General features: G+C 63.7%; 22 protein-coding genes and 1 pseudogene. 10 read left to right on the top strand and 13 right to left on the bottom strand.

Annotated elements, in window-relative coordinates; translation table 11 throughout:
- The 5 genes from AC3VI7_RS07710 to AC3VI7_RS07690 form a co-directional block, all read left to right on the top strand.
- On the top strand, positions 1-149 hold a 149-nt coding region (locus AC3VI7_RS07710; protein WP_489671448.1), incomplete at its 5' end, for a magnesium chelatase subunit ChlI family protein.
- Positions 150-202: 53 nt separating this feature from the next.
- Positions 203-703 (top strand): adenylyltransferase/cytidyltransferase family protein, encoded by a 501-nt coding sequence (locus tag AC3VI7_RS07705; RefSeq protein ID WP_489669126.1) that lies wholly within the window; start codon positions 203-205, stop codon positions 701-703.
- A gap of 30 nt (positions 704-733) precedes the next feature.
- The gene (locus AC3VI7_RS07700; RefSeq protein WP_489669127.1) at positions 734-1,507 is read left to right on the top strand and encodes a 16S rRNA (uracil(1498)-N(3))-methyltransferase; all 774 of its coding nucleotides are present in this window, start codon (positions 734-736) and stop codon (positions 1,505-1,507) included.
- Positions 1,504-2,280: a 5'-methylthioadenosine/adenosylhomocysteine nucleosidase gene (locus tag AC3VI7_RS07695; protein WP_489669128.1), complete on the top strand. Its 777-nt coding sequence runs from the start codon at positions 1,504-1,506 to the stop codon at positions 2,278-2,280. Before AC3VI7_RS07700 ends, AC3VI7_RS07695 begins: the two co-directional genes overlap by 4 nt.
- A 117-nt stretch (positions 2,281-2,397) precedes the next feature.
- Entirely contained in the window at positions 2,398-4,281 is a 1,884-nt protein-coding gene (locus AC3VI7_RS07690; protein ID WP_489669129.1) for a phosphoenolpyruvate carboxykinase (GTP), read from the top strand.
- Here the strand turns inward: AC3VI7_RS07690 and AC3VI7_RS07685 are convergent, their stop codons facing one another.
- The gene (locus AC3VI7_RS07685) at positions 4,282-4,488 is read right to left on the bottom strand and encodes a hypothetical protein (RefSeq protein WP_489669130.1); all 207 of its coding nucleotides are present in this window, start codon (positions 4,486-4,488) and stop codon (positions 4,282-4,284) included. It lies immediately after the preceding gene.
- A gap of 107 nt (positions 4,489-4,595) precedes the next feature.
- Here AC3VI7_RS07685 and AC3VI7_RS07680 point away from each other — a divergent pair, with 107 nt between their 5' ends.
- Positions 4,596-5,534, top strand: a complete 939-nt coding sequence (locus AC3VI7_RS07680) for a LysR family transcriptional regulator (RefSeq protein ID WP_489669131.1) — start codon at positions 4,596-4,598, stop codon at positions 5,532-5,534.
- Here the strand turns inward: AC3VI7_RS07680 and AC3VI7_RS07675 are convergent.
- From AC3VI7_RS07675 to AC3VI7_RS07635, 9 genes are all read right to left on the bottom strand, one after another.
- A complete protein-coding gene (locus AC3VI7_RS07675) occupies positions 5,521-6,261 on the bottom strand; it encodes a DUF2202 domain-containing protein (RefSeq protein WP_489669132.1) in 741 nt (246 codons plus the stop codon). The genes AC3VI7_RS07680 and AC3VI7_RS07675 overlap by 14 nt on opposite strands.
- Before the next feature lie 81 nt (positions 6,262-6,342).
- Positions 6,343-7,938: a GMC oxidoreductase gene (locus AC3VI7_RS07670; protein ID WP_489669133.1), complete on the bottom strand. Its 1,596-nt coding sequence runs from the start codon at positions 7,936-7,938 to the stop codon at positions 6,343-6,345.
- 61 nt (positions 7,939-7,999) lie between these two features.
- Positions 8,000-9,727, bottom strand: coding sequence for a preprotein translocase subunit YajC (locus tag AC3VI7_RS07665; protein ID WP_489669134.1), 1,728 nt, complete (start codon positions 9,725-9,727; stop codon positions 8,000-8,002).
- 23 nt (positions 9,728-9,750) lie between these two features.
- Positions 9,751-10,380 carry a hypothetical protein gene (locus AC3VI7_RS07660; RefSeq protein WP_489669135.1) on the bottom strand — a complete coding sequence of 210 codons (630 nt, stop codon included), beginning with the start codon at positions 10,378-10,380 and terminating at the stop codon, positions 9,751-9,753.
- A gap of 30 nt (positions 10,381-10,410) precedes the next feature.
- Positions 10,411-11,439, bottom strand: coding sequence for a lipase family protein (locus AC3VI7_RS07655; RefSeq protein WP_489669136.1), 1,029 nt, complete (start codon positions 11,437-11,439; stop codon positions 10,411-10,413).
- 59 nt (positions 11,440-11,498) lie between these two features.
- Positions 11,499-14,735, bottom strand: a complete 3,237-nt coding sequence (locus AC3VI7_RS07650; RefSeq protein WP_489669137.1) for a response regulator — start codon at positions 14,733-14,735, stop codon at positions 11,499-11,501.
- Entirely contained in the window at positions 14,732-15,886 is a 1,155-nt protein-coding gene (locus AC3VI7_RS07645) for an adenylate/guanylate cyclase domain-containing protein (RefSeq protein WP_489669138.1), read from the bottom strand. Before AC3VI7_RS07645 ends, AC3VI7_RS07650 begins: the two co-directional genes overlap by 4 nt.
- Positions 15,873-16,355, bottom strand: a complete 483-nt coding sequence (gene ybeY / locus AC3VI7_RS07640; protein ID WP_489669139.1) for an rRNA maturation RNase YbeY — start codon at positions 16,353-16,355, stop codon at positions 15,873-15,875. Before ybeY ends, AC3VI7_RS07645 begins: the two co-directional genes overlap by 14 nt.
- The gene (locus tag AC3VI7_RS07635; RefSeq protein WP_489669140.1) at positions 16,342-17,361 is read right to left on the bottom strand and encodes a PhoH family protein; all 1,020 of its coding nucleotides are present in this window, start codon (positions 17,359-17,361) and stop codon (positions 16,342-16,344) included. The genes ybeY and AC3VI7_RS07635 overlap by 14 nt, the downstream gene beginning before the upstream one ends.
- 86 nt (positions 17,362-17,447) lie before the next feature.
- On the opposite strand from AC3VI7_RS07635, the gene AC3VI7_RS07630 reads away from it, so the two are divergent.
- The 4 genes from AC3VI7_RS07630 to ruvB are packed head-to-tail and all read left to right on the top strand — an operon-like array spanning position 17,448 to position 21,692.
- Positions 17,448-19,325: a sensor histidine kinase gene (locus tag AC3VI7_RS07630; protein ID WP_489669141.1), complete on the top strand. Its 1,878-nt coding sequence runs from the start codon at positions 17,448-17,450 to the stop codon at positions 19,323-19,325.
- A gap of 12 nt (positions 19,326-19,337) precedes the next feature.
- Positions 19,338-20,003, top strand: coding sequence for a response regulator (locus tag AC3VI7_RS07625; RefSeq protein WP_489669142.1), 666 nt, complete (start codon positions 19,338-19,340; stop codon positions 20,001-20,003).
- A complete protein-coding gene (gene ruvA, locus AC3VI7_RS07620) occupies positions 20,000-20,581 on the top strand; it encodes a Holliday junction branch migration protein RuvA (protein ID WP_489669143.1) in 582 nt (193 codons plus the stop codon). Before AC3VI7_RS07625 ends, ruvA begins: the two co-directional genes overlap by 4 nt.
- Before the next feature lie 16 nt (positions 20,582-20,597).
- Positions 20,598-21,692, top strand: a complete 1,095-nt coding sequence (ruvB, locus tag AC3VI7_RS07615) for a Holliday junction branch migration DNA helicase RuvB (protein WP_489669144.1) — start codon at positions 20,598-20,600, stop codon at positions 21,690-21,692.
- On the opposite strand, the gene AC3VI7_RS07610 is transcribed toward ruvB, so the two are convergent.
- The 3 genes and pseudogenes from AC3VI7_RS07610 to AC3VI7_RS07600 form a co-directional block, all read right to left on the bottom strand.
- On the bottom strand, positions 21,682-22,344 hold the full coding sequence (locus tag AC3VI7_RS07610; protein WP_489669145.1) for a histidine phosphatase family protein: 663 nt from the start codon (positions 22,342-22,344) through the stop codon (positions 21,682-21,684). The two genes, ruvB and AC3VI7_RS07610, sit on opposite strands and share 11 nt — an antisense overlap.
- A gap of 5 nt (positions 22,345-22,349) precedes the next feature.
- The gene (locus AC3VI7_RS07605; protein ID WP_489669146.1) at positions 22,350-22,673 is read right to left on the bottom strand and encodes a DUF1840 domain-containing protein; all 324 of its coding nucleotides are present in this window, start codon (positions 22,671-22,673) and stop codon (positions 22,350-22,352) included.
- A gap of 43 nt (positions 22,674-22,716) precedes the next feature.
- Positions 22,717-23,009: pseudogene (locus tag AC3VI7_RS07600) on the bottom strand (lysophospholipid acyltransferase family protein); the annotation flags it as partial.

The raw sequence follows: 23,009 nt of genomic DNA, 5'->3' as shown, positions 1-23,009 counted from the left end.
AAGCCGGCAACCGACTCGGCTGGTCGAACCGCAGCCTGCACCGGGTCTTGCGGGTGGCGCGCACCATCGCCGACTTGCAAGGCAGCCCCACCCTCCAAGCCGCCCACGTGGCCGAAGCCATCCAGCTGCGTCGGGCTTTGCCGGGTTGAGTGTGCTGAACGAGAGAAAGAAAACAAGGTGGCCCGGGTGACAATGCGGCCCCATGTCGCTGCACCTGTCTCCCCCCGCTTTTTTGAACAAGATCTGCTTGCGCGCGGACCCCGCAGACTTGGCGGTCCGCTTGGCGGCCTTGCCGCGTCCGATGGTCTTCACCAACGGCGTCTTCGACATCCTGCATCCGGGCCATGTGCGCTACTTGGCTCAAGCGCGGTCTTTGGGCGCTTCGCTGGTGATGGGACTCAACAGCGACGCATCGGCCCGCTTGCTGGGCAAAGGCCCGGATCGACCGCTGAACCGCGAACTTGACCGCGCTTGCGTGCTGGCTGCGCTGGAAAGCCTCTCGCTGATCACCTTCTTCGACGAGCGCACGCCCTGCGCTTTGCTGGAGCTCCTTCGCCCCGACCTTTACATCAAAGGCGGCGACTACGACATCGAAAGCCTTGAAGAAACCCGGCTGGTGCGCAGCTGGGGCGGGGACGCCTGCGCCATCGCCTTTGTGGACGGCTACTCGACCACCTCGCTGGTGCAGCGCATCCGCACCTAACTAACCCGCCGCCCCCCATCCTCCATACCCATGCCACCGCGCTTTTACGTCGATCTTCCGCTCCAGCCCGATCTGGACACCCTCTTGCCGGAAGGTCCGGCCAAGCACGTTCAAGTGCTGCGCCTGCAACCCGGCGAGCCGATCACGCTGTTCAACGGCCGCCAGCAAGACGGTCGCGGCGAGTGGTCGGCCACCATCACGCGCATGGGCCGCCAAGAGGTGGCGGTGCGCGTTGGCAGCTTGAATCCGGTTGAGCGCGAACTGCCCCAAGACGTGAGCTTGGCCGCCGGCATGCCGGCCAACGACCGCTTTGACTGGCTGGTGGAAAAAGCCACCGAGCTGGGCGTGCAGACCATCCAGCCGCTGATGTGTGAACGCTCGGTGCTGCGCTTGAGCGGTGAACGCGCCGCCAAGAAGGTGGCGCACTGGCAAGCCGTGGCCATCGCGGCGGCCGAGCAATGTGGCCGCACCCGCGTGCCCCACATCGCCCCGATGCAAACCTTGGCCGCGTGGCTGGCGGGGTTGAACGAGGCCACTGTGCCGGCCCCGGGACGATTGATCCTGAGCTTGGGCGATGCGAGGCCGCTGTCTGAACGTTTGAGCGCGTTGCTGCCCACGGCCCAGCCGATCTGCTTGCTCAGCGGCCCCGAAGGCGGACTGAGTCCGGCCGAAGAAAGCCGCGCCCGCGACCTCGGCTTCATGCCCACCAGCTTGGGCGCACGCGTGCTGCGCGCCGAGACTGCGCCGTTGATGGTGCTAGCCGTGCTGGGTGGCGTGGATGGCGTCGTTGGTGCGGCCCCATGAAGTCTGCGCACGCTGCGCCGCTGGCCATCGTCGCGGCGATGCAGCAAGAATTGCAAGCGCTGCTGCACAGCTTGGACAACGTGACGGGCAAGGTCACCATGGAGCGCCACGCCGGGCGCAACTTTCACCTCGGCTGGCTGCATGGTCGCCCGGTGGTGCTGGTGTTGTCGCGCATCGGTAAAGTGGCCGCAGCCATCACGGCCACGATGCTGATTGAACGCTACGGCGTGCAGCAGATGATCTTTACCGGCGTGGCCGGTGGACTGGGGCCAGCGCATGTGGGCGATGTGGTCGTGGCGCGCGAGCTGTTGCAGCACGACATGGACGCCTCCCCCCTCTTCCCGCGTCACGAAGTGCCGCTCTCCGGGTTGGCGCGGTTCCCCACCGACCCCGCCTTGGCCGACGCCTTGGCGCAAGCGGCTGCCCACGTGTTGGCCGATCCGCTGCGCGCCTTCGGTGCCGAAGCCCGTGCTTTGGGCGTCACCGCCCCGCGTCTGCACCAAGGGCTGATCCTCAGCGGCGACCGCTTTGTCGCCACCGCGCCTGAAAGCCGCGCCTTGATCGAGCGCCTGCCCGATGCTTTGGCGGTCGAGATGGAAGGTGCGGCGCTGGCGCAGGTTTGCCACGACTGCGGCGTGCCGTTTGCCGTGTTGCGCACCATCTCGGACCGGGCCGACGACAGCGCCCACGTGGATTTCATGCAGTTCATCGAGGTGGTGGCCGCCCGCGCCAGCGCCGCGATTGTCGAAACTTGGCTACAAGCGCCCGCTTGATGGGCCGCTTGATGGCCCCTTTGCATCCGGTTATGCAAAAAACGCATGTAACCGTCAGGTAATCGGCAGGAGCTGGGACGACACTGCCCGTCCCCCTCCTCAAAACAAAGCCGCTTCATGAACGCAACCGCTCACACCGGTGTGGCCCTTCAGGCCCCCGCCTACGTCAAAAACGCTCGGCTGATTGCCTGGGTGGCCGAAGTCGCTGCGCTGACGGAAGCGGCGCAGATCCACTGGTGTGATGGCAGCCAAGAGGAATACGACCTTTTATGCCAAAAGCTGGTCGAGGCCGGCACTTTCAAGAAGCTCAACCCCGCCAAGCGCCCGGGCAGCTTCTTGGCTTGCTCCGATCCGAGCGACGTGGCGCGGGTCGAAGACCGCACCTTCATTTGCTCGGCCACCAAGGAAGCCGCCGGCCCGACCAACAACTGGATGGCCCCGGCCGAGATGCGCGCCCTGCTGCAAACCGGCCAAGCGGACGGCACACCTGCCCTCTTCAAAGGCTGCATGAAGGGCCGCACGCTGTACGTCGTGCCGTTCTCGATGGGCCCGTTGGGCTCGCCGATTGCCCATATCGGCATTGAGCTGTCGGACAGCGCTTACGTCGCTGTCAACATGCGCATCATGACCCGCATGGGCCGTGCGGTGTACGACGTGCTGGGCAGCGACGGCGAGTTCGTGCCCTGCGTACACACCGTGGCTGCGCCGCTCGAAGCCGGTCAAAAGGATGTGACTTGGCCCTGCAACACCACCAAGTACATCGTTCATTACCCCGAAACGCGCGAAATCTGGTCGTACGGCTCCGGCTACGGCGGCAACGCGCTGCTGGGCAAGAAGTGCTTTGCGCTGCGCATCGCCTCCAACATGGGCCGCGATCAAGGCTGGCTGGCCGAGCACATGCTGATCTTGGGCGTGACCTCGCCCGAAGGCAAAAAGAGCCACGTCGCGGCCGCTTTCCCGAGCGCCTGCGGCAAGACCAACTTTGCCATGCTGATCCCGCCGGCCGCCCTGGGCGACTGGAAGGTCACCACCATCGGCGACGACATCGCCTGGATCAAGCCGGTGGACGGCCGCTTGCGCGCCATCAACCCCGAAGCGGGTTACTTCGGCGTCGCCCCGGGCACCAACTTCAAGACCAACCCGAACTGCATGGCTTCGCTGGACCGCGACGTCATCTTCACCAATGTCGCCCTGACCGACGACGGTGACGTGTGGTGGGAAGGCATGACCGACGCGCTGCCCAGCCACCTGATCGACTGGCAAGGCAAGGACTGGACACCGGAAAGCGCCCGGGGTGCCGACGGCAAGCTGCGCCCCGCCGCCCACCCGAACGCCCGCTTCACCGTGGCCGCCACCAACAACCCGGCCCTCGACCCCGAATGGGATAACCCGGCGGGTGTAGCGATCGACGCCTTCATCTTCGGGGGCCGCCGCTCGACCACCGTGCCGCTGGCCACCGAAGCCCGCAACTGGGTCGAAGGCGTCTACATGGCGGCCACCATGGGCTCAGAAACCACCGCTGCGGCCGTCGGCCAAATGGGTGTGGTGCGCCGCGACCCCTTCGCCATGCTGCCCTTCACCGGCTACAACATGAGCGACTACTTCCAGCACTGGCTGAACGTGGGTGCCAAGCTCGAAGCCGAAGGTGCCAAGCTGCCCGCCATCTACTGCGTCAACTGGTTCCGCAAGGGTGCCGACGGCAAGTTCGTCTGGCCAGGCTACGGCGACAACGCCCGCGTTCTGCAATGGATGCTCGGCCGCATCGAAGGCCAAGCCGGTGGTGCAGAGAACATCTTCGGCGTCAGCCCGAACTACACCGACCTGAACTGGTCCGGCCTCGACTTCAGCGAAGCCCAGTTCCAAAGCGTCATCGGCATCGACCGCGACGCTTGGACCCAAGAAATGGCCCTGCACGGCGACCTGTTCCAACAGCTGGCTTACCACCTGCCCCAAGAACTGATCGCCACCAAAGCCAAGATCGAAGCCGCCTTGGCGGCCTGATCAGCCGCCCAGACCACCCTGCGTCCGACGAGCGGCTTCGCGCAGGTCGGCGGCGTAGGAGGGTTGGGAGACTTCGTATTGAGCGGCCCATTCGAGCAGCTCTTCCGGGGTCTTGGGTTCGCGGGGGATGGCGGTGCTGAACCAAGCGGTGAGCGCGTGGAGGGTTTGGGGCGAGGTGTAGTGGCTGATCAGATGGGTGAGTGACATGGTTCTCTCCTTGATGCGCCGCAGTTTAGGGTTAACCCTAGATATAGAACAAGCAAGTTTGGTGAATCGTTGATATTCACCATGTCTATATCTATGCAGGCTGAGCCATGAACTTCCGCACCCTCGATCTCAACTTGCTGCGCGTCTTTGACAGCGTGATGACCGAGCGGAATCTGACCCGCGCGGCCGAGCAGTTGGCCATGACGCAACCCTCGGTGAGCAATGCGCTGCGCCGACTGCGGGAGAGCGTGGGTGAGCCGTTGTTCACCCGCAGCGCCTTTGGGGTCAAACCCACCGCGCGGGCCGAGGCCTTGTGGCCGGCGGTGCAAGCGGCACTGAACTCACTGCGGGAGCACTTGGAGCCCAGCAGCTACGACCCACGCCAGCAATCGCAGACCTTCTCGCTCGCCATGGCCGATGCCACGGCTGCGCTGATCCTGCCGCCGCTGTTGCGCCAGCTTCAGACTGATCAAGCCCAAGCCAACTTGCGCGTCCAACCCTTGGCCACCCGTGACCCGAGCGCCATGCTGGAGCAAGGCGAGGCTGAGCTGGCGGTGGGGCACTTTCCCGATCTGGTGGCGCGGCTCACGCACCTCGGACCCCAAGCACCTCTGCATCAACAACTGCTCTATCAAAGCGACTACGTTTGCGTGATGCGACGCGGTCATCCCTTGGCCGAAGGCCCGCTCAGTCTGGAGGCTTACTGCGCCGCTGACCATCTGCTGGTGAGCTTCTCAGGCAGGGGTATGGGCCTGATCGACGAAGCTTTGGCGGGCCTGCAACGCAGCCGCAAACGGGTGCTGACCGTGAACCAGTTTTTTACCGCCGGCCAAGTGGTGGCGCAAACCGATCTGCTCACCGTGCTGCCCCGGGCCTTTTTGGCGGTAAGCGGTGCCCAAGACGTTTTGGTCAGCCGCCCCTTGCCGGTGGCACTGGCGGCGCTGCGCATCCACATGGTCTGGCACCGCCGCCACGACCACCACCCGGCGCAAGCATGGTTGCGGGCGCAGATCGAAAAAACGACCGGCGACCTTACTGTGCCGTGACGGTCGCTGCCAATGGCGTGGTCTCGGTGGCCGAGTTGGCGATGGCGTCAAACTCGGCCTGCGTGATGTGGCTGGGGGTATAGCTGCCCCCTTGCTGCTGCAACTGCTTCCAAAAAGCGCGCAAGTGATTGCGTGAGCCGCGCAGCAGCTCGTTGTAGGCGTAGAGAACATCGGCGTTATCGACCGAGAGCTTCTCGGTTTCGATGTCTTTGATGTCCAGCTCTTCGATCTCCAAGCCGACTTGAAGGGCATCGACCAAGCTCAGATCAGCCTTGCTGGTGAGCTGCGTGTAAAGCGTCTGAAATGCGGGGCGTTGGAACTGCCCATCCGTCATGCCAGCGTTTGGATCGACCAAGGTGTAGCGATCAAGCAGCGCTTTCATCGCCCTCATGTGCATGGTTTCGCTGGTGCCGATGTTGATGAACGTCTGCAAGCCCCAGCGCGTGGCCGCCGCTGCGTAGACGTCATGCGCAAGCTTCTCTTCCTCGCGCACCCAAACCAAACCGGCTGATTCGGCCGGACTGAGCACCTCGACCGGGCGGCTCAGAATCGCTGCGATCAACTGCGCTGCTTCTGCATCGGTCGGTCCACCGTGCTGACCATTGCCATTGCCATTGCCATTGCCGTTCCCACCCCCACCGCAGGCGGCCAAGGCCAAACTTGTCAGCACCACGGGCAGCCAGCGGGTGGGCGATAAAAAACGGGGGGTAAAGCCAGAGGTAGACATAAGGGGTATCACTTTTGTAGAGGAGAAATATCCAGTGATTCCACTCTAGTTGATACCCATGGGGGTAATGTAAACCCCTTCTTAAAGCAACAAATGCTCGACGTTGCGCTCGGCCAGGGCAGCAATCGTGCGTGAGGGATTGAGGCCGATGGCACGCGGCAAGGTGGCTCCGTCCATCACATAAAGGTGCTGGTAGCCGAACACTCGGCCATGGGCATCGACCACGCCTTGCTCAGCGCTGTCAGCCATGTTGCAGCCGCCCAGTGGATGCGGGGTGATGAGATTGCGCAGCACGGTCCACGTGGGCGGGATCAAAGCTTGGCCGCCGGTGGCAGCGGTGAGCTGCTTGTGGACTTTGATCATCGCCTCAACCACCGCTTCACTGGCCTTGTAATCCCAGTGCATTTTCAGGGTGCGACGCCACGGCGCGTACCAAAGGCGACCCAAATAGAGCTGACCGTCGGCGGCGTCCACGGCTTGACCGAACCACGGCATCATGTTGCCCAGCGGATCATCGGCGTCGATGGCTTGGCCAAGGCCCTTCCAGAAGCTGCGCAACTTGCCCCAACCGGGTTGCTGGATACGCCGTTGGATGAACTGGCCCGCCAGATTGGGTACACCGCCATCCTCGATAAAGAGCGGCGCGCCATCCACCTTGCCGTCGAGCAAGTCGATGGCCGAGCTGATGGTCGGACCGTGGCTGGGGGAGATCTTGCGGCCGCTGTAAAAGGCCGGGGTCACAAAGTCGCCATTGAACGCCCAGCCATGACCCAGACGTGGCGAGAGGCGCGGCAAGGTGCCATGCTGATCGCGGCTACGCAGCAGCAACTCGGTGCTACCGATAGAGCCCGCAGCGAGGATGACGCGCTGCGCAGTCACACTGCCCGGGCGACGTTCGCCGTCGGCCAGTTGATCGAAAGACACCCGCCAGCCGCTGCTGCCGTCGCTGTCGAGCGGCTCCACCCCATGCACCAAATGCAAAGGTCGAATCTCTGCGCCATGGTTTTCAGCCTCGGCGAGGTAATTGAGATCCAAGGTGTTCTTGGCTTGCACTTGGCAGCCGATATCGCAGTTGCCGCAATGCACACAAGTCCCTTGCTGGCGGCCCTGCGGGTTCTGCAACCAGACCGCGTGGCGGTCATCACGCGGCTCAGGCGCTTGGGCGTCGTAGGCTGGGTTGAACTTGACAGCCAACGGCACCTTGTGGAAACGATCCCCCCAACCGTTGGCCTCGGCGGCCTCTTTCATCAGGTGATAGCGCGGATTGAGCTGGTTGTCGGGCAGCAGTTGCACATCCAGCATGCCCGCGACCCGCTCGTAATAGGGCTTCAAAACGGCGTAATTCAAGCCCTGCGGCCAGCCCTTGTCGAAAACATCGGGCTTGGCTTCAACCGACACGCTGGCGTAAATCAACGAGCCGCCACCCACCCCGGCACCCGCTGCGACCCACATGTCGGCGAACGTGCGCAAATCGGCCCAGCCGTTGAGTCGCTCGGGATGATCTTGGCTCCAGAGCCACGGATCGTTGGCTTCGCGCGGATAGGTTTCGGGGGTCCAACGGCGGCCGCGCTCCAGCACCAGCACTTTTTGCCCCGCTTGGGCAAGACGACAGGCGCTGACCGCGCCGCCAAAACCGCTACCGATGATCACGGCGTCAAAGTTGAGGGGGGTGCTCATGGTGGTGATCCTTTGCGCAAGTAGGCAAATGGGCAAGTGGGCGAATGACTCAGTGAAGGCTTCAGCGAATGATGATCGGCGCTTCGATCAGCTCGACTTGAATGGGATCGACCGGCTCAAAGCGGGGGCCAGAGCCTGTGTGCGCCCGCAAGCGCCACGTGCGCTTGGCTTGACGCAACAACTCGATCCCCTGCCCCAGCTGCCAGCGCTGGCAGACTTTGCGGATGCCGAGCGGATAGATCGTCAGCCCCTCGGCATCCACACGCATGCGCAAAAAACTGCGGTAGGCAGTAAGTGACTGCGCGGAGAAGGACTCTTCAGCGTGCCAGCCCAACCAGCGGTTGCTGAGCATCAGCCACAGGCCAAAAAGTGCCCCGCCCATCCACCAACCGCCGATCACCGTGGCAAACAACCCACCCCACCACGGCAGGGCGGCCCCGATCTCGCTCAAGCCTGCCGCCACACCGACATGCAAGGCCCCATGGAAGGCCCCGCCAGCAAAGGCAGACCCCGTGCGCTGGGGCGTGCTGTTCATCGTGAAGATGCCGGCCCCGAGCACCAAGCAAAGGCCCCACATCCATGCCAGGCCCGGATAGGTGCCGGCGCGCTGAACCAGCTCAATCCAGATCAGATAGAAGGCCGCCAGCGTCAGACCAAACTTGGGGTTGTACAGCGGCAAACGCCAAGCACGGTCCCGCAAGGCGCGGGAGGCGTCCACCGACGGAAAGGCCGCCGTGCGCTGCTGGGTCTCGATCCCAGCCCCACCGCGAAAGCGCACATGCTCGGGCAAATCGTGCGTACCCAGCAGATAGGCCCCACCGCCGCCGCAGGTGATGCGCTGCGGCGGCTGCGGCATCGGGGCCTCGGCAGACGGCTGGTAGCGGGCGTAGTGGTGCAGATCCCCGGCCAACACAGCGGCCAAACGCACGTCCTTGCAGCTGGCGATGCGCTTTTCGATCTTGCGCAGACTCTTGAAACGCGGCTGCAAGTGCTCCAAGCTCTCCAGCGGCGCATCGTTGTTCGCACCCAACTGGACGTTCTGATCCAGCCACGAAGGCTCTGGCGTACACAGCACCACCCGATCACCCGGCTTGAGCTGGGCCGCCATAGCGTCAAAGTAAGCCCATTGCGGCGCATCCATCTGCGATTCGAGTTGCAGATCCAGCCCCCACAGCCACCAGCCATGCGGGAGCTGCAAGGCGAAATAGCTGCGTTTTTGCACGGTTTGCCAGCGACCGATGCCCTGCCCCGAACCGAAGGTCTGAAGGAAACCGCGCAGCCCGTCGTACCAATCGTGATTGCCGGGCAGGGCAAAGAGCTTGGGCGCGTGCTTGGCCTCGGCCTCTCGCTCGGGTGGCGAGATCGCTGAAGGCAGCGCACTGCGGAAAGGATCGAGAAAACGGGTGCGGTACGCCTGGGCTGCGGGCGTGGGGTAGACCTGATCACCGCCCAGCACCAGCACCTGCCCACGTGGTAAAGCCCCAGCACCCGGCACCTCAAGCTGCTCACGCGCCACACTCCAAGCCACGCTGTAGGTGCTGTCCCAGCCATCGCCGGTATCGGCCAGATAGTCCAGCCAAAACGGTGCAGCAGCCTCACTTTCGGGGGCGGACCATGTCGGTGTGGTCGCGGCCTCAGGGGTCAGGGCCGCATGCACAAGGCGGGGATCCGACAACCCACCCACCACATCGGCCACAAGGACACGTAGCCCGGTTTGCAACAACTGCCAAGGCGACAACCAGTTAACGGCGAGCTCTTGGGTGACCAGTTCAACGCGTGTTTCAGGCATGGGAGCCTCCGTTTTGAAAAATCTCAGCGGGGCCGGCGCAACACATAGGTGCGCAGCAGCTCGGTGCTGAAAAAGCCAAAGAAGCTCCCGATGGCCCCACTGCGCTGCCACAGGCTGCGGTCTGGTGCCCCCGGTGTGCCACTGAGCGTGCCCAGCAAGCTCAGCAGCGCCCCCACCCCAAGGCTCAACGTGCCCGCACCCACCACCTTGCCCGTGCTGTCGCTGCCCTCGTGCAAGGTGGTGTAGAGCGTGGTGGTCTCACCCCAGAGCTTCCAAGGCCAGCCCAAGCAGACGTGTTTCTTGCCGGCCAAGTAATAAGGCTTGCCCGCATGCTCAAACGCCAGCTCATAGACCATGTAGGTCAGCGCCGGATCACCGCTGGGCGAGAACAGGCCAAACACCCCCCGGGGGGCGACCAATCCGCTGCCGAAGGGCGGGTAGTCGATGGTGCCGCTCAACAAGGCCTTGTGCTGCGGATCGGCCACAAAAGCCGCCACGTCCGCGATGCTGACCAGCGCATGCATGGCCAGCTCGGGGCCATTGAGCGCGCCGGTTTGGGGATCGGTTTCACCCAAGGTGAACTTGCCGGCCATGGTTTCACGAAAGGTGACCCCGTTGACAACCGGAGCGGTGGATGCAGATGGGGTGGCCATGATGACTCCTTGCGGTGAAGGGGGCGCGTTTTAACGCTCCAAGGCGGCAAGCAGCACGGGATAGGTGTCGTGCTGTGCGTTCTTGCCGATGAAAACATCCAAGTGACCGTAGTCCTCAAACACATGCAGGCTGTGAAAACCCGGCCGCTGACGCTCAAACCAATCAAAGCTGGCCTGCTGCCCTTGCCAAGTAAAACAATCATTGCGGCGGCCGGTCACAAAAGCAAAGCGAGCTTGGGTACGCAACGGCTCCGTGGTGTAGTCGGCGGGCAAGCCCGGCAGCGGTGGCGACTGCGCGGCCACCAGATGGCCCGCGCTCAGGCAGCGCCCCATGTGGCTAAAAAAGCTCATCGGCACCGGCCCGAACTCCTGTCGAATCCAATCATGGGTCGCATCATCAAGGTTCTCGTGCCGCCAAAGCACCGGAAACCCCGTGCCATACGTGAAGCTGGCAAAGCGACAGACGGCGTTGTCGCATTCGTGGTGGGTCAGTTTGACCAGACCTTGCAGCAGCTTGGGCACCCAGCCCTCGGCATGGTCACCCCAGCGCGGATCAAGGTGGGGCGTGAAGGCGGCCACCAGCGGTACAGCCAAACGCAGTTTGAGCTGTGCCGTCGGTTTAACGAGCGGATGCAGCGCGACGGCATTCGACACGATGGTGCTGACCTGCGGCACCAGCCCGGCCAAGGCCGACATCATGAAGCTGGTCGAGCCTTGGCAATGGATGACCGCCTTGAGGCTGGAGGCGCCGGTCTGGGCCAACACCGTCTGCACAGCGGCCGGATGATCGTAGAGCGCCGCTTGCTCCAGCGTCCAAGCATTCGTGGGCAGGTCGAGGCTGGCGCGCCAGTTTTCCAGCCAGACATCCCAGCCTTGCTCGATCAAGGCATCGACAAAAGAGCGCGCGACCGGCGGGCGAAAGATGTTGGCCCGCACCCCGGCACCATGCACCAACAACACCGGGCCACGCCACGCTGGGGTCGGGCCACAGACATGCACCAGATTCAGCGCCATGCCATCGCCAGCACGCAAAGGAACCAAGTGTTCAGTGGATGTCATGGACTCTTCCTTAAAGTCTTCCTTAAAGGCCACCTGAATATCGGGTGGACGCCCGCATGCTACATGGAAGAAGCCTCCAGCCAAGCCTTTAGCCATCCGGCGGCGGCCTCGAAATCGTAGGCATCGATGGCTTGAGCCATGCGCTTGAAATCCTCGACCGACAACAGGCTGCCCAGTGAGGCGCGATGTTGTTCCCAGCAGGCCACGGCATCGAGATCGCCTTGCTCAAGCAGCGGCAACAAGGCCCACGCCGCCGACAGATCCCGACCACCCTTCGAGGCCGGCTCAGGCTCAGGCGCAGTTTCGGGGGCGGTGGGCTGGCGACGCAGGCGCTGGGTCAGCGCGAGCAAGGCATCGAGCAAGCGCTGCCAAACCGGGTCCGACAGCGGGACCATCACCCGCACCGACGGATCGAAGCTCTGCTGCAACTGGCACTCCAAGGCTGCTGCGGCCTCGGCAACCACGCTGGCACCGACCGATCCAGCCAACCCTTTAAGCGTGTGGAGTTGACGCAGCAACTCCGGAGTGGTCTCGCACACCCCGGCTTGCTGCAACGCCGCCGCCCAAGCCCCTTGCTCATCGACAAAGGTGGTCAAGATACGTCGGTACAGATCAACCTGCCCACTGGCGTGACGCAGGCCCCGTGCCCAATCCAGCCCGTCGATACCCACCCAATCGCTCAACGCTGCGGGCACCTCAACCTCATCGTCATTGGCCCACATCGCTGCGGGCTTCGGCTCGGGTCGGCCCCAACGGGCCAGTTCGGCATAAAGCACTTCGGGATCAATCGGCTTGGTCACATGACCCTTCATGCCCAAGGCCAAGCAGCGCTCGTGCTCCTCGCTCATCGCATGGGCCGTCAAGGCGATGATGGGCAAATCGTCGTAGCGCGGGTGCTCGCGCAGCCGGCGGGTGGTTTCGTAACCATCCATCACCGGCATCTGTAGATCCATCAGCACCACCGAGAACGCATCGGCAGCAGCGGCGTCCAAGAGGGTCAACGCCTCGGCCCCATCGGCGGCCAAGGTGACCTCAACCCCTCGGCTGCGCAACAACTCCGTGGCCAACTCCTGATTGATGGGGTTGTCTTCGACCAAAAGGACGCGCAACCCCTTGAGCCCCGAGGTTCCGAGCGGCTCAAGGGGTGGGGCGGGATGAAGCGCCGTCATCGGCGTCTTCGATTCGCTGCCAAGTGTGTTGAACAAGGCGCGCACCGACTCGGGCAGCACCGGCTTGGTCAGGAAGGCCACATGGCCCATGATCGGTGCCACCGCATCGCGCATGTGGTCCGAGTCGTAGGCCGACACCACCACCACCGTCGGTCGCTGCGCCTCATCCAAGGTCTTCAAGTAGGCCAATACCTGCTCACCGTCCACGTCGGGCATCACCCAGTCGAGCATCAACAAACGGATCGGATCACCTTCGGCCAAGGCCAACCGGATCGCCTCCATCGCCGCGCGTCCCCCGTTGGCCCCGTCCATCCGCCCCCCAGCCCCGAGCAGCCGCAACAGCGCCATCAAGGATTCAACCGCCTCGGGGTGGTCATCGACAACCAAAATGCGGCGCATCGCGGCAGCCTGATTCAGGCCGGGCAACGGTGACTGTGGCGGTATGGGGCGCACAAAATCCAGCTCGAAACTGAACACCGAGCCCTGCCCCACAGCACTGCGCACGGCCATGCCGCTGCCGCCCATCGCTTCGACCAGTCGGCGCGAAATCGTCAGCCCCAACCCCGTGCCGCCGTACTTGCGCGTGACCGAACTGTCAGCTTGGGTGAACTCCTGAAACAGCGCGGCCTGTTGCTCCTGCGTCATGCCGATGCCGCTGTCACGCACCGTGAATCGCAGCCGTACACCCGACTCATCCCGGTGGAGCCGCTCGACCGACAAACTGACATGCCCTTGATGGGTGAATTTGACGGCGTTGGACAGCAGGTTGATCAGGATTTGCCCCATCCGCAGCGGGTCCCCGATCAGCGAGCTGTCTTCGCCGAGCAAGGTGCGATCAGTGATGTTGAGCACCAGCTCAATCTCCTGCTCATGAGCCCGCTGCTGCACCAGCGCCAGCGCATTGGCCATGACGTCTTCCAGCCGAAAGCGCCGCTGTTCGAGCGTCATGCGCCCGGCCTCGATCTTCGAGAAATCGAGGATGTCGTTGATGATGCCCAGCAGCGAACGGCCCGCCACGTGCAACTTGTTCAAGTAATCGCGCTGCCTTGCTGTGAGCGAGGTCTGTAGCGTCAGGTACGCCATGCCGATGATGGCGTTCATGGGCGTGCGGATCTCGTGGCTCATGTTGGCCAAGAACATCGACTTGGCCTGCGTGGCCTGCTCGGCTTGGGCGCGGGCATGCTCCAACTCCCGCAGCAGCGCTTGATGGCGCTCGATATCGTCTTGCACCGCCTGCGCCATGCCGTCGAGGGTGCCGCCGAGGGTGCCAATCTCGGTCACCGCATCGAGCTGCCCCACCCGTCGGTCGTAGGCTCCTGCGCCAAAATCACGGGCCACCTCACCCAGTCGCAGGATCGGCTGCAACACGCGACGGCGAATCAATAGCAGTCCCAAGCCCAAGGCAACCACCTGCACCAACAGCAGCACCATCGTGAGCGTGATGTCGCGCTGCAAGGCAGTGACTGCCTCGTCAACATCCCAACGGGTCCGGCGATCTGCCAATGCGCTCAGCGCGTGCAGGTCGTGGGCGAGGCGCGCGGTTTGTTCGTTGTACGCCGCGCTGCCAACCAGCTTGCTGGCTTTTTGAAGATCGGGCGCGCCATCGACAAACTCTTGTTTGACGGGGTCGAAGAAGATCCCCTGCGTCGCCGCAAAGGCCTCCGTCTCGATCTTGTTCATCGCGGCGGTATCGACCACGATCTGCTCAAACACCGCCATTTCCTCGGCCGGAAAGCCGGAGCGGCGCAAGCGCTCCGCCATCGACAAAGCGCCCTTGTGCTCTTTGAGCAGCATATGGTCCCGGCGACGGGCAATCACATCGTCCCAGTAGGTGGGTTCGCGCATCGCCTCGGACTCGACGGCTTTGCCATCGCGCACTTTGAGGATTTCAAAGTAGTACTGCAACAAGCGGCTCTCGCCGGTCGAGGTGTAGCGCCGCACCAGCGTTGCCAGCCGGTCGGTTTCGCGCTGCAACACGCCCGTCAGCGACGTGGTTTGGGCTCGAAGCTCATGGGCCTGAGCCACCCGCCCGTTAGCCCGATCAATTTTCAGCAACAACAACCCATTGAGCAGCAAGGCACCGAACAGCATCGCAACGAAGCTGATCGAGGCATGGCGCAGTCTCATGTTGGGAGCACCTCAAAGGCCGGTACCGGACGATGGAACCCCTTGAGCTGTAGCTCACCGATCGGCCGCACGGCAAGCTGATCATCGACCTGTGCTTGCACCCGCTGCGAGACCAGAATTTGCCCACCCTGGCCCTCGCTGCACAGGCGGGCAGCCAGATTGGTCACCGTACCGATCGCCCCGTAGTCGCGCCGACCCTCGAAACCGATCATGCCCACCGTGGCGTAGCCCTGCGCGATGCCGATGGCGACCGACAGCTCGAAGCCCTGCCGACGCCAAGTCCGGGTCAGCATCACCAGCGACTGCTGCATCTCCACGGCCATGCGACAAGCCTGTAGCGCGGCATCGGGCACAGGCATCGGATCGTTGAAGAACACCATGATGCTGTCGCCGCCAAAACGCTCCAGCGTGGCACCGTAAGCCATGATCAGGCGGCCCATTTCGGCATGGAAGGTGCCAAGAATCGCCATCACATCCTCGGGGTCGGCCGTTTCGGTGAAGGCGGTGTAGCCCCGGATATCAAGAAAGACCACGACGATCTCACGCCGACGCGTCTGCTGGATATCCTCCGCCTTGCCGCCCACAATCAAGTCCACCACCGAAGGGGAAAAGAAGCGCTTGAGCCGCGTTAACCGTTCGGTTTCTTCCACCCCCGCCGCCACGCGGGATTCGAGCGTGAGATTCCATCGCCGCAGTTCATCGGCCTGCACCTGGAGCTGATCCACCAGTCGGTGCAATTCGCAGGCCTGCTCGCGCAGCTGCAAACAGGTTTTCACGCGGACACGAACGATGGGCGGACTGATCGGTTTGGTGATGTAGTCCACCGCACCCAGCGTGAATCCCCGCTCCTCGTCCTCCACATCGGCCATCGCCGTCACAAAGATCACCGGGATGTCGCGGGTGGCCGGATCCGCCTTGAGCTGAGCGCAGACCTCGTAGCCGCTCAGCCCCGGCATCATCACGTCCAACAGGATCAAATCAGGCGGGGCCGCTGCCACCAAATCCAAGGCACGCTCACCACTGGAAGCCAGCTTGACCCGGTAATCGTCCTTCAGCACAGCCGCCAGCAGCGACAAATTGGCCGGAGTGTCATCGACCACCAGCACCGTGGCCCGATCAACCAGCCCAAGATGGGCGTCAGCAAGGCTCATGGTCCTTATCCTTGGTCGCATCGTCGTCAGCATAGGGATCAGGCAGGCCCAAACCGGCCATCACCTCACGCTCGCGCGCTTCCATGGCTTCAGCTTCATCGTCCTCAAGGTGATCCCAGCCTTGGGCGTGGAGCGTGCCGTGAATCAAGAGATGCGCGTAGTGATCCTCAATGCGCTTGCCCGCCGCCAAGGCCTCGGCCTCAACCACCGGCGCGCACAGCACCAAGTCGGCCAACACCATCGGCTCTTGGGCGTAATCAAAGGTCAGCACGTTGGTGGCGTAGTCCTTGGCGCGGAATTCGTGGTTGAGCTGCTGCGCCTCGGGGGCATCGACCACCCGCACGGTCATTTCAGCCGGGGTGGCTTCCAGCGCATGACGAATCCAGCGCATCACCTTGTGGCGCGGCAACAAAGCGCGGTGGCGCGGGTCGGCGAATTGGAGCGAGAGAGAAAGTTCAGGACGAGCCATGGTGGGTACGGGTCTTGGGTGAGGAAAGCTTGGGAGACACGGCCTTTGAATGCGCTTCTTCGGCTTCATAGGCCTCGACGATGCGGGCCACCAGCGGATGGCGCACGACATCTTCGACCGTGAAGCGGGTGGTGGCCACGCCGCGCACATCCTTCAAGATGCGCACCGCCTCGACCAAGCCACTGGGCTGGTGGTGCGGCAAGTCGATCTGACTGGTGTCCCCGGTGACCACGGCTTTGCTGCCAAAGCCCACGCGGGTCAGGAACATCTTCATCTGCTCAGGCGTGGTGTTTTGCGCCTCGTCCAGGATGACAAAAGCGTGGTTGAGCGTGCGCCCGCGCATGAAGGCCAAAGGCGCGATTTCGATCAGGCCCTTTTCAAACGCCTTGGCCACGCGCTCTAGGCCCATCAAGTCATAGAGCGCGTCATAGAGCGGGCGCAAGTACGGATCCACCTTCTGCGCCAAGTCGCCCGGCAAAAAACCGAGTCGCTCGCCGGCCTCCACCGCTGGCCGAGTGAGCACGATGCGTTGCACGGCACTGCGCTCTAGGGCATCGACCGCACAAGCCACGGCCAAAAAGGTTTTACCCGTGCCCGCCGGACCGAGGCCAAAGCTGATGTCGTGCGCCAAGATGTTGTTCAGATAACTCACCTGATTGGGCGTGCGCCCGGCCAAGTCAGAGCGGCGCGTGCGCAGCAGCGGCTGATGGGGATCGGGCGCAAGCTCGGAAATCGCCACCGGCTCCAGGCCCTGACGGGCCTCGACCAAAGCCAGCTGCAAAGCCTCTGCCGTGATGGGTTGGCTGGCCAAGTCGTACAAGCGCACCAACAAGTTGAGCGTGCGCTCAGCCCGCTCGGGCACGCCCTCGACCCGGAAACTGCCCATCCGGTGGCGAATCGTCACCGCCAAGGTGGTCTCGATGGCCCGCAAATGGTCACCCATGGGGCCACAAAGATGGGCCAATTGCCGGTGATCCACCGGACTAAAAACATGTCGAACGATCACTCTTGATGCGCCTGGGAAAAGGGCCAAGGCCCGAAGGCTCAATTGTCACCGCCAGCAGAACAACGACTCCGGCAGAATGCGACGCCATGCTGCTACGGATCCTTGGCCTCCTCTTGTTGCTGGCGTTGCTCGCCGGGGCCACCCGTGCCGGGCCGATGGTCGAGCAGCCCATCTTCACCCCCATCGTGGTCACCCAAGCGCGGGTGGTGGTCGCCGCCAACCCCGAGCAGGATCAAGACACCGAGTCCACCCTGCCCACCCCGCCCGTGCCCTTGCCTTATGTGCAGGAGCAGCCCTTCGACGCCGTACCGCGCTGGTACCGCATCGACTTCCGCCTCAGCACCCTGCCGCCCGAGACGCTGCTGCTGGGCGCACGCATCCAGCCCACCTGCCGCGCCCCCGAGGTGCGACTCAACGGCCACCGGATCTTGGATCACCCGCCCATCGGCGCGGACAACACCGATTGCCAGCACAGTGAACTGCTTAGCCTGCCCACGGCGCTGTTGCAACAAGGGACGAATCACCTCGATATCCGCATCATCGGCACCGCGCTGCCCAGCGTGGTCGCGCGTGAGCGGGCCGCCACGCTGGGGCCGGTACGGATCGACGCCTACAACACGCTGCGCACCCTTGATCTGCGCCACCGGCTGCTGCACGACACCATCCCCAAAGCGCTGGCCGCTGCCGTCGGAGCCATCGGTTTGGTCACGCTACTGGTGACGCGCCTGAGTCGGCTGCCCTACCTAAGCGCCTTCGGCTTGGCCGCCATGGGCTGGTGTTTGCTGGAATTTTTGGCCCGGGGCGTGGGCAGTGCTTGGCTGCCTTTTGATCCGGGCCTGGACCTGAGCAACGACTTGCTGCTGGCGCTGATCCTCACCCCGGTGGCGGTGGCGGGAGCGCTGTTCTTGCTGCGCTATTGCGGTGCGCGCTCACGCCGGCTGGAGCGGCTGCTGTGGCTGCAAAGCTTGGTGCCACTGCTGGGCATGCTGCTGGGGCCACGCACCCAATTGCATACCGTGACCAGTGCGTGGACGTGGCTGTTGGTGTTCGAAGTGGTCGTGGCCCTGAGCCTGTTTTTGCTGCGCGCTTGGCGGCTATCGCGGGTGGATTTCTGGGTCTTGGGCTCGGGCTTGCTGACGCTGGCCGGTCTGACCGGGCTGGATGTGAGCTTTCGCCCGGACGCACTCAACGCTTGGCCGGCGCACACCGCCATCTCAGCGGCCTTCTTGGCCACGTTTTTAGGCATGTCGCTGCGCATGGTGCAACGCCTCAAAAACACCATCAAAGCCGCCGAAAATCTACGCAAACAGCTTGAACTGCGCGTCCAAGAGATCTCGGCCGACATGGAACGCAACTACGGTCAGATGGCGGAATTGCGTGTCGAGCAAGTCACGGCGCGCGAGCGCAAACGCATCGCGGCCGACTTGCATGACGACCTTGGTGCCAAACTGCTCACCATCGTCCACACCAGCGAAAGCGACCGCATCTCGACCTTGGCGCGCGAAGCGCTGGAAGAAATGCGCCTGTCGGTGCGCGGCCTGACGGGCAAACCGATCCAGATGGCCGATGCGGTGGGCGACTGGCGCAGTGAAGCCAAATCGCGCCTTTCGCACGGAAACATCGAACTCATCTGGCTCAGCCCCGATGACTTGCTGATGGATGACCGCAAGATGAGCGCCCGTGCCTATGTCCAGACCACCCGCATCCTGCGCGAAGCCATCAGCAACTTGCTTAAACACAGCCAAGCCTCGCAGTGCCGCATTTCGATCCATGTCGAAAGCAATGACTTCGAACTCACCATCGCCGACAACGGCCGGGGCATCCCGGTCGAACTCGACGGCCGACTCGACCGAGGTCACGGCATGTCCACCATGAAAGGCCGCGCCAAACAACTGCAAGGCCAATGCTTGGTCGAATCAGCCCCCGGCTACGGCACCACGATCCGCTTGACGCTGCCCATGTAACTTACTCCCCTCATGAAAAACATCCTCCTGCTTGAAGATCTGCCTGAAATCCGGGCTTGGCTGCGCGTCTTGGTGCTGCAAGTGTTCCCGGGCGCTGTGGTCTCGGAAGCCGCCCGCATCCACGACGCCTTGCAACTGGTCGATGCCCAACGCTTCGACCTGGCCATGGTCGATTTGGGCCTGCCCGATGGCTCGGGCGTCAAAGTGGTGCGCGCCCTGCGCGACCGCCAACCCGAGGCGCAATCGGTGGTGGTGACGATCCACGACGACGACGATCACCTCTTCCCGGCCCTGCAAGCTGGGGCCTACGGTTATTTGCTCAAAGAGCAGCCGCGTGATCAATTGATGGATCAGTTGCAGCGCATCAGCCAAGGCGAGCCGCCGCTCTCGCCCTCGATTGCCCGGCGCATGATTTCTTACTTCTCGGCCCAAGCGAATCGCCCGACCTACGCGCCGACGGTGGATCACTTGATGCCCAACGTGCAACTCACCGAGCGCGAGCGCGAAGTGCTGTTGCGCGTCGCCAAGGGTTTCACCCTGCCCGAAATCGGCGTGCAGCTCAGCTTGTCACGCCACACCATCGCCGACTATGTCAAGCAGATCTACCGCAAGCTCAACGTGAGCTCACGCGCCGAAGCCGCCCTGGAGGCCCAACGCCTCGGGCTGTTCCGCCGATGATCGGGCGACTCACGGGCCTGTTGGCCGAGAAAAATCCGCCCTTGGTGCTGGTCGATGTCGGCGGCGTCGGCTACGAAGTCGATGTGCCGATGAGCACCTTCTACAACCTGCCGCCCTTGGGCGAGCGCGTCACGCTGCTGACGCAGTTTGTGGTGCGTGAAGACGCCCAACTGCTCTACGGCTTTCTCAGCCACGAGGAACGCCAAGCCTTTCGCCAGCTCATCAAGATCAGCGGCATCGGCCCGCGCATGGCGCTGGCGGTGCTTTCCGGCTTGTCGGTCACCGAACTGGCCCAAGCCGTGGCCGCCCAAGAAGCGCGTCGCCTCGTCAAAGTGCCCGGCATCGGCAAAAAGACCGCCGAGCGGCTGCTGCTGGAGCTGAAAGACAAACTCAGTCCAACGCTCACCCCCATCGAAGCCTTGGGGGCCGCCCCCCGCCACGACCACGAAGCCGACATCGTCCAAGCCCTCATCGCCTTGGGCTACAGCGAACGCGACGCCGAAGTCGCCCTCAAAGCCCTGCCCCCCGGCGTGAGCGTGAACGACGGCATCCGCATGGCGTTGAAGTCGCTGGGCTGAGGTCACAATCCCGGTCATGGCCATCCAGACCGACACCTTTGCTTCCGCACCCGCCTCGCAGGGCGCATCTTCCACGCGCCGCATGGTGAGTGCGGCCCCGACGTCACCGCATGAAGAGGCCATAGAACGCGCGCTGCGGCCCAAGTTGCTTGACGAATACGTCGGCCAAGCCAAGGCGCGCGAGCAGTTGGAGATCTTCATCGGCGCGGCCAGGAAGCGTGGCGAGGCGCTGGACCACGTGCTGCTGTTCGGCCCGCCGGGGCTGGGCAAAACCACGCTCTCACACATCATCGCCGCCGAACTTGGGGTGAACCTGCGCCAAACCTCGGGGCCGGTGCTGGAAAAGCCCAAGGACTTGGCCGCCATCTTGACCAATCTCGAAGCCAACGATGTGCTCTTCATCGACGAGATTCACCGCCTCTCGCCGGTGGTCGAGGAAATCCTCTACCCGGCGCTGGAGGACTATCAGATCGACATCATGATCGGCGAGGGGCCGGCGGCGCGCTCCATCAAGCTCGACTTGCAGCCCTTCACCCTGGTGGGTGCCACCACCCGCGCCGGCATGCTGACCAATCCGCTGCGCGACCGCTTCGGCATCGTGGCGCGGTTGGAGTTCTACACGCCTGAGGAGCTCTGCCGCATCGTCACCCGCTCGGCCAAGCTGCTGGGCACGCCCATCGACTTGGAGGGCGCGATGGAAGTGGCGCGCCGCGCGCGTGGCACCCCGCGCATCGCCAACCGGCTCTTGCGCCGGGTGCGCGACTACGCCGAAGTCAAAGGCGACGGCCGCATCGGCAAATCCATCGCCGACCGTGCCTTGGCGATGCTGGACGTGGACCCGCTGGGCTTCGATTTGATGGACCGCAAACTGCTTGAAGCGGTGATTCACCGCTTTGACGGCGGCCCGGTCGGCCTGGATAACGTGGCCGCCGCCATCGGCGAAGAAAGCGGCACCATCGAAGATGTCATCGAGCCCTACCTGATCCAGCAAGGCTTCCTGCAACGCACCCCACGCGGCCGCATCGCCACGCTGGCCGCCTATCGGCATTTGGGGGTGGTGGTGCCGGAGAACGGCCCCCTCACGTCAGAGCCCTTAGCCCCTACGCGTTGACGTCGCTCGATTCGTCCAGGCTCACGCTGGCTTCAAGGTGTTGGGTGTCGCCCCAGCCCATCAGGGCGAAGCCTTCGCTGTGGAACAGCAAGCGGCTGACGCTGGCGTTGGCGATTTTCCAGGTGCGCGGGGCTTCGAGCGTCAGGCCGGTGGCGGCGCGGTAGAGGCAGTCGAGCACCCCGCCGTGCGCCACCACCGCCACGGTTTGGCCGGGATGGCGGGCGGCCACTCGGGCCCAAGCGGCGATGCTGCGCTCGTAGAAGTCCCGCAGGCTCTCGCCGCCTTCGGGACGGAAATCAACCTCACGGGTGCGCCAGCGCCGGGCCAGATCAGCGTCGTGCTGATCCATCTCGGTCAAGGTGCGGCCTTGGAAGACGCCGCCGTGACGCTCACGCAAGCCTGCATCGATCTGCACCGGCAAGCGCAAGCGCTGCGCCACGGCCTGCGCGGTGGCGTGCGCCCGACGCAGGTCCGAGCTGTAAAGCGCGCTCAGCTCGGTTTCTTCGGCCAAGCTGTGGGCCAATTGCTCGGCTTGCCACTGGCCTTTGGGATTCAAGTCGATGTCGATCTGGCCCTGAAAGCGCGTATCGACATTCCAGGAAGTCTCACCGTGGCGAATCGCCAGGATGCGGGTGGTAGAGGTACTGCTCATCTCGATCAAACGCCCCAAACAATTTCGTGGCCCTCGGCATGGGCCCGTTTCATCATGTCAATCACCGGCCAAACCCGTTGGCGCAGTGACACCCAGTCACCCCGGGGCAACGTGCGGCCCTCGGCCTTGGCCGCTTGTTCCATCTCACGCCGATGCGCATCCTCTGCCTCGACCGCCGCTTGCAACAGCGCGATGGCTGCGGGCATCTGCTCGGGCAGAAAAATGCCCTTGGGTGCCGGCTCACGGCCGAGCAGACGCATCAAGCGATCACCCACCGGGGCCGTCATGATGACGTTGCCGCTGGCCTTGGACTTGAACTTGTAAAGCATGGGAAAGCCCTCTTTTTCGCCTACGACTGGATCAAGCCATGGATCAAGCTTGGAGCTTGGCACCGATCTGCTCCGCCACCAAGGCCGCGAGTTGCCGTCGGTCTAGGCCAGCGCAGGCGATCAACGGCAAAGCCTCGACCTGCACCCGCAGCCCCTGGGCCGACGCCACCCACCACAAGCTGCGCAACAAACTGGTGTCACCCACATAGGCCACCGCCGGGCTGACCGCATGCTGCGCGTCGCTGTAACGCAGCACCACCGGCTGCAAAGGGGCCTCAGCCGCAATCGCGGCTTGCAAGAGGTTCGCATGGAGGGGCAGCAGGCCGTGGCCGGTGG

Source organism: Leptothrix toolikensis (SeqCode) (assembly GCF_057922285.1).
This window is presented reverse-complemented; position numbering and strand designations above follow the sequence as displayed.

Bases quoted from the DNA above. Each gene is read 5' to 3' on its own strand.
- AC3VI7_RS07705 (WP_489669126.1), top strand. From the start codon at position 203: ATGTCGCTGCACCTGTCTCCCCCCGCTTTTTTGAACAAGATCTGCTTG.
- AC3VI7_RS07700 (WP_489669127.1), top strand. From the start codon at position 734: ATGCCACCGCGCTTTTACGTCGATCTTCCGCTCCAGCCCGATCTGGAC.
- AC3VI7_RS07695 (WP_489669128.1), top strand. From the start codon at position 1,504: ATGAAGTCTGCGCACGCTGCGCCGCTGGCCATCGTCGCGGCGATGCAG.
- AC3VI7_RS07690 (WP_489669129.1), top strand. From the start codon at position 2,398: ATGAACGCAACCGCTCACACCGGTGTGGCCCTTCAGGCCCCCGCCTAC.
- AC3VI7_RS07685 (WP_489669130.1), bottom strand. From the start codon at position 4,488: ATGTCACTCACCCATCTGATCAGCCACTACACCTCGCCCCAAACCCTC.
- AC3VI7_RS07680 (WP_489669131.1), top strand. From the start codon at position 4,596: ATGAACTTCCGCACCCTCGATCTCAACTTGCTGCGCGTCTTTGACAGC.
- AC3VI7_RS07675 (WP_489669132.1), bottom strand. From the start codon at position 6,261: ATGTCTACCTCTGGCTTTACCCCCCGTTTTTTATCGCCCACCCGCTGG.
- AC3VI7_RS07670 (WP_489669133.1), bottom strand. From the start codon at position 7,938: ATGAGCACCCCCCTCAACTTTGACGCCGTGATCATCGGTAGCGGTTTT.
- AC3VI7_RS07665 (WP_489669134.1), bottom strand. From the start codon at position 9,727: ATGCCTGAAACACGCGTTGAACTGGTCACCCAAGAGCTCGCCGTTAAC.
- AC3VI7_RS07660 (WP_489669135.1), bottom strand. From the start codon at position 10,380: ATGGCCACCCCATCTGCATCCACCGCTCCGGTTGTCAACGGGGTCACC.
- AC3VI7_RS07655 (WP_489669136.1), bottom strand. From the start codon at position 11,439: ATGACATCCACTGAACACTTGGTTCCTTTGCGTGCTGGCGATGGCATG.
- AC3VI7_RS07650 (WP_489669137.1), bottom strand. From the start codon at position 14,735: ATGAGACTGCGCCATGCCTCGATCAGCTTCGTTGCGATGCTGTTCGGT.
- AC3VI7_RS07645 (WP_489669138.1), bottom strand. From the start codon at position 15,886: ATGAGCCTTGCTGACGCCCATCTTGGGCTGGTTGATCGGGCCACGGTG.
- ybeY (WP_489669139.1), bottom strand. From the start codon at position 16,355: ATGGCTCGTCCTGAACTTTCTCTCTCGCTCCAATTCGCCGACCCGCGC.
- AC3VI7_RS07630 (WP_489669141.1), top strand. From the start codon at position 17,448: ATGCTGCTACGGATCCTTGGCCTCCTCTTGTTGCTGGCGTTGCTCGCC.
- AC3VI7_RS07625 (WP_489669142.1), top strand. From the start codon at position 19,338: ATGAAAAACATCCTCCTGCTTGAAGATCTGCCTGAAATCCGGGCTTGG.
- ruvA (WP_489669143.1), top strand. From the start codon at position 20,000: ATGATCGGGCGACTCACGGGCCTGTTGGCCGAGAAAAATCCGCCCTTG.
- ruvB (WP_489669144.1), top strand. From the start codon at position 20,598: ATGGCCATCCAGACCGACACCTTTGCTTCCGCACCCGCCTCGCAGGGC.
- AC3VI7_RS07610 (WP_489669145.1), bottom strand. From the start codon at position 22,344: ATGAGCAGTACCTCTACCACCCGCATCCTGGCGATTCGCCACGGTGAG.
- AC3VI7_RS07605 (WP_489669146.1), bottom strand. From the start codon at position 22,673: ATGCTTTACAAGTTCAAGTCCAAGGCCAGCGGCAACGTCATCATGACG.